Source organism: Rhodococcus sp. CX (assembly GCF_015865005.1).
Taxonomy (GTDB): domain Bacteria; phylum Actinomycetota; class Actinomycetes; order Mycobacteriales; family Mycobacteriaceae; genus Rhodococcus.
On record NZ_JADZGH010000260.1, the window covers coordinates 1 to 4,865 of the forward strand.

The 4,865-nt window shown below is 69.9% G+C and carries 5 protein-coding genes; 2 read left to right on the forward strand and 3 right to left on the reverse strand.

The features are described 5' to 3' along the window. Nucleotides 1–46: 46 nt before the first annotated feature. Nucleotides 47–796: a hypothetical protein gene (locus tag I0Q12_RS28625; RefSeq protein ID WP_197257007.1), complete on the reverse strand. Its 750-nt coding sequence runs from the start codon at nucleotides 794–796 to the stop codon at nucleotides 47–49. Between the two features lie 266 nt (nucleotides 797–1,062). Between I0Q12_RS28625 and I0Q12_RS28630 the strand changes: the two genes are divergently transcribed. Both I0Q12_RS28630 and I0Q12_RS28635 read left to right on the forward strand, forming a co-directional pair. Next, nucleotides 1,063–1,605 carry an RNA polymerase sigma factor gene (locus I0Q12_RS28630; RefSeq protein WP_197257009.1) on the forward strand — a complete coding sequence of 181 codons (543 nt, stop codon included), beginning with the start codon at nucleotides 1,063–1,065 and terminating at the stop codon, nucleotides 1,603–1,605. A 158-nt stretch (nucleotides 1,606–1,763) separates the two neighbouring features. Then, nucleotides 1,764–2,120 (forward strand): hypothetical protein, encoded by a 357-nt coding sequence (locus I0Q12_RS28635; RefSeq protein WP_197257011.1) that lies wholly within the window; start codon nucleotides 1,764–1,766, stop codon nucleotides 2,118–2,120. Between the two features lie 23 nt (nucleotides 2,121–2,143). On the opposite strand, the gene I0Q12_RS28640 is transcribed toward I0Q12_RS28635, so the two are convergent. Together I0Q12_RS28640 and I0Q12_RS28645 are read right to left on the reverse strand one after the other, a co-directional pair. Then, on the reverse strand, nucleotides 2,144–3,508 hold the full coding sequence (locus I0Q12_RS28640; protein ID WP_197257021.1) for a GTPase: 1,365 nt from the start codon (nucleotides 3,506–3,508) through the stop codon (nucleotides 2,144–2,146). Then, nucleotides 3,505–4,865 (reverse strand): hypothetical protein (locus tag I0Q12_RS28645; protein ID WP_197257023.1); only part of this gene is annotated, 1,361 nt, incomplete at its 5' end. The genes I0Q12_RS28645 and I0Q12_RS28640, both read right to left, overlap by 4 nt.

The window sequence follows — 4,865 nt, forward strand, 5'->3', positions numbered from 1 at the left end:
ACGCCGTCAGCACGGGCTCCACCTCGACCGATGCCCTTGGTGCCGGTCAGGCCAGGTCGGAGTAGTCCGCGTCCGAGGACGCACCGGAATCGAACGCGCTGGTGTCGATGTAGTCGTCGGCGATGCCGTCGCCGTCGTAGTCGACGGCACCGGTGCCGAGATCCACGGTCGCATCGATTCCGCCGTCGCGGTCGAGATCGAAGACCGCCTCGTCGAAGGTGCCGTCGCCGTCGACGTCGATCGCGGCGGCGTCGATGTAGCCGTCGCCGTCGGTGTCGGCGCTGATCATGTCGACGGTGCCGTCGCCGTCGAGGTCGATGACCTCCGCGTCGCCGACCCCGTCTCCGTCGGTGTCGAGAACCTGCACGGTGCTGCCGTCCTCGTCGACGATCTCGTCGAGGACGACCGGCTGACCGGCACCAAGGGCATCGGTCGAGGTGGAGCCCGTGCTGACGGCGTTGCTGCTCGAGGCGGAAGCCGACGACGCGCTGTCGGAGGAATCGGAGGCGGACGAGTTGCGGCCGTACGACGAATCCGCGCCGGAGGCCGCCGAGGAACCGTAGGACGAGTCCGAGCTGGACGAGCCGGACGAGTCGTAGCGCTCGTAGCGCTCGTAGGACTCGTAGCTGGTCGAGCCTTCCTGAGCGGCCGAGGACGAGCCGTAGGAGGAGTCGTGGTCGTACGACGAATTGTCGCCGTACGAGGAATCCGAGCTGGTACCGGCAGTGGACTGCGAGTCCTGGCGGTTCGCGTTGCTCGAGCTGGTGCTGTCGGAGAAGGATCCGCGGTTTGCCATGTCGGTGCTGCCTTTCGCTCGTCGGGTATCGGGGATAGGAGCAGCCGGCAGGGCGGAAAGTTCCGGCCGGTCCACCGAAAATTTCCTGCGGCGTGGACCACGCAACGAAATCCCAGGTCAGCGCAGGAAACACAGCCGAAGCTGTGTCGCAACTCACAGAATTCGAGCCGATCGGGCGGGAGATTCGCGCGATCCGCGCACCTGGCCCCGCACAAGACGCGAACCGTCCAGTAAGTTACACCCGGAAAGTTACGGAGGGGGCCGTCATGAGTGAAGCGGAATTGATCGAGCGGAGCCAGGCAGGGGACCAGGCTGCCTTCGCCGAACTCGTCGCACGGTCACGCGACCAGACCTGGGCGGTGTGCCTGCAGATCACCGGTCACCGGCACGACGCCGAGGACGCCCTGCAGGACACTCTGACCGCGGCATGGCAGAACCTCGCCTCGTTCCGGGGCACCGCCCGTTTCGGAACCTGGCTGTACCGCATCGCCACCAACGCGTCGCTGGCGATCGTGCGCAAACGCCGCGAAACCCCCGAGGACGAAATCGACAACGGCGAGCACACGGGACGATCCGTCGCCGACAGCATCGCCGATACGGACATGGTCCGGCAGGCACTGGCAGCGCTGCCCGAGCAGTTCCGCGTCGCCGTGGTGCTGCGCGAGTACGCCGACATGAGCTACGCGGAGATAGCGGAGCATCAGGGCATCCCGGTCCAGACCGTCAAGAGCCGGATCAACCGGGCACGGGCGCAACTCGTCGAGAAGCTGGCACCGTCGATGCTCGACGTGGACGCACTCGAGCCCTGAGCCCGCTGCCCGGCACTCGCCCGGCGCATCGACTCCGGCGACGCCCGCGGCAGCGCCGGGTTCGGCAGGTGTACGCTGCCCGGGCTCGCGCGCGCTAACGTCGTCGGTGTGCGTGCACCTGCACAGGGGCGAGTCGGGAATCGGAGGACGTGGTGACGATGACGAACGACCGGGAGCCGTCGTTGTGGGACCTCCTCGGCCTCGATCCGCAGGCGACCGTCTCCCCGCTGCCCGACGACGCATGGGCTCGTGCCGTGCGGATCGCGACCGACCCGGACACCCCGCCCGCCGGCGCCGATCTGATCCCGGCCGACGATCCGGACGATCTCGACATCGATCCGATGGTGGTCGACGTCGACCTCGACGCCGACGAGGATGTGCCGGACCTGCAGGGTCACCACGAATCGACATTCGACCCCGAGGACACCGCATTCGACGACGCCGCGACCGGCGACCTCGACGAGCCCTACGCCCACCCCGAGCCGGGCTACCCAGGCGACCCGGACCTCGCCTGAGGGCCGGGTCCCCGTTCACACCGTCAGTTCCAGGACCGGACGATCGACGTGTAGGCCTGGGTGAGCGACACCAGCGCCGCGTCCTCGGCCGCCGATCGGGTGCTCAGACTCTGCGTCTGCACCGACACGAGGCGTTCCTGCGCGATCGTCCGCAGCTGCTCCGTCACCGCGGGCGCGGACGGGTCGGTCTCCAGCAGGGACCGCAACGACCGCAGCAGACCCACCTGGACCAGCGCCGGATCGGACTTCAGCTCGGAGACGATCTGCCGGATACCGTCCCGGGCAGGATGGGTGTACGCCAGCGCGTCGAGTTCGGCGACGATCCGCCCGGCACGGTGCAGGACCGCGAAACGCCGCAGGGACCGGTCGAGCACCGCGCGCAGCGGCTCGATGCCGGAGGCCGCGGTCAGCCACTGGTTGACCTGATGGGCGCCGCCGCGCGCCGGACCGCGGCCGTGCACGAGCCCGTACTCCCCGACCATGTCGATGAGCCGGAACACGCGGTCCCGGGGAACGGGAAGCGCACCGTCGCCGACGTCGAGCAGATCGAACAGCTCGAGCGGCGCGAACGGCGCCAGGGCGGCCAGGTCCCGGGCGTCGTTCTCGGTGAACGCACCGGTGTGCGAGGTCTGGGCGAGCAGGCCGGCCACCGGAACCACCGCGCCGACCACGTCCGCGAGCCGGCGTGACAGCACCCCGGCGTGCTCGACGGCATGCCCGATCGGGTCGCGGTGGCCGAGCACGCCACGCCCGAAGCCGTCGGCGCGGGACAGCACCCCGAGCGTGTTCAACGGGGTGAACCCGAGTCGCTGCAGGAACGAGATCTCGTCGGCGCGGGGCATCGAATCGAACAGGAACACCGCGGCGTCGGCGTCGACGGACGCCGAGCGGGTCTGTTCGAACCCGTCGATGAGGGCGCGTTCGGTCGCCGCGGCGTTCGCGACGGTCAGCGTCGCCAGGCCCGGGGTGTCGACGAGCGTGATCCGCGTCAGCGCCTGCGACGGCAGGTGCCGGTGCACGTAGGCGACCTCGGTCTCGGGCACGCCGAGGTCGGCGGTCGCGCCGAAGGTCAGCCGCACCGGCCGGCGGGATCCGTCGAGCTTCACGACCTCCGCGCGGGAGGGCGCACCGTTCTCGTACACGGTGACGACGCTGGTGGCCTCGAGCGCCGCGGTCTCGGCGACCGGCGCCCCGATCAGCGCGTTGACCAGCGTGGACTTGCCGGCCTTGAGCCGGCCCACGACGACGATGCGCGGCGGCGACCACAGGATCGCGCCGATCCGGTCGGCGTGCCCGACGAGATCACCGCCGAACGACGCGAGCCGGTGCAGCGCGGCGTCGATGCGGTGGTGGATCGGGTCGGTGGCGTCGGTGACCGGCGCGTTCATGCCGGGATCGCCGTGGTCGACGGGGCACCGAGCACAGCCTCGATGGGCGTGATCTTCCCGCGCGTGATGCGCAGGTTCTTCTCCAACCGGGTGACGTTCGCCTCGCGCGCGGCGGCGTCGGCCTGCGCGGACCGCTTCGCCTCCTCGATCTGCTTCTGCAGCACGGTGATCCGCTCCTGGAGGTTGCGGCGACGGCCGAGCACGATCTCGGGGCGGGTCGTGGCGAGCGTCGCATCGAGCATGCGGCTCGTGGCGGTCCGGGCGGTCGCGATCGTCTCCCGCAGCCAGGTGAGCAGGTTCGTCTTGCCGGCCCGCATCGCCCGGAATCCGAGGTTGACGGCCACCCACACCACACCGGCGACCGCGCCGACGCCGATCACCGCACCGAGCATGGTGGTGCCGATCATGCCCATCGACAGGACGCTCGGATCGAGCAGACCCTGGCGTTTCGAGGTGACCTCGTTGGTGACGAGGGGGTCGGTGCGCATCGACGCGACCGCGATCTCGCGGATGCGTTCCCACTCCTCGGTGCTGTCGAACAGTTCGGTGGTGATCCGCTCGAGGTCGGTGAGGAACCCTTCTGCGGTCATGGCCATCGCCTCGAGCAGGTCGGTCTGGATGCGGGCGGTGAACACCTGCGGCGACTTGCGCAGCACCTCCATCGACGACTTGTTGATGCGGGTGGTCCAGTCCTCGCGGACCCGGGTGAGGTGTTCGTCGAGCCGGGTCGCGGCCTGCTGCCGGGCCAGCGTGAGGTCGCGCTGCAGATGCTGCTCCCAGTGCTGCGCCTCGTCCTTGAGGTTGCGGAGCCGTTCGAGTTCGGCGCTCAGATCCGGGATCGCGGCCTCCCCCGCCCTGACGACGGCGAGTTCGTCCTCGATGGCGCGTTCGACCTCCCGCAGTCCTTCGAGGCAGATGCGCAGGGCGTCGGTTGCCGGTGACTGTTCCGCGGCGGTGAGGCTCTTCTCGATGGCCGACCACAGCGCGGGAATCCCGGAGAACGTCACCGCCCGGTCGCGCAGTGCGTCGGGGAGCCCGGCGTCCTGCGCGGCGAGCGCGCGGACGCTCGAGACGGACACGACCGGGATGTCGCGGCCGACGTGCTTCGCGATCGAGCGCCGGTTCTCGGCGACGATATCCGCCCAGCGGGTGGTGGCCTTGTCCGTCTTGGTGACGGCGACCACGACGTTCTCGACGCCGGCGGCGCTCTCGCGCAGGAACTGCATCTCCGGTTCGGTGATGGGGGTCGAGGCGTCGCACACCATCACGAGCACGGCGGCCTGATCGGCGGACTGGCGGGCCAGTCCCGCATGCCGGGGGTCGAGGCCGCCGACGCCGGGAGTGTCGACGATGGTGG

Excerpts from the sequence above, each read along its gene's own strand:
- I0Q12_RS28625 (WP_197257007.1), bottom strand. The coding sequence starts at position 796 with ATGGCAAACCGCGGATCCTTCTCCGACAGCACCAGCTCGAGCAACGCG.
- I0Q12_RS28630 (WP_197257009.1), top strand. The coding sequence starts at position 1,063 with ATGAGTGAAGCGGAATTGATCGAGCGGAGCCAGGCAGGGGACCAGGCT.
- I0Q12_RS28640 (WP_197257021.1), bottom strand. The coding sequence starts at position 3,508 with ATGAACGCGCCGGTCACCGACGCCACCGACCCGATCCACCACCGCATC.
- I0Q12_RS28635 (WP_197257011.1), top strand. The coding sequence starts at position 1,764 with ATGACGAACGACCGGGAGCCGTCGTTGTGGGACCTCCTCGGCCTCGAT.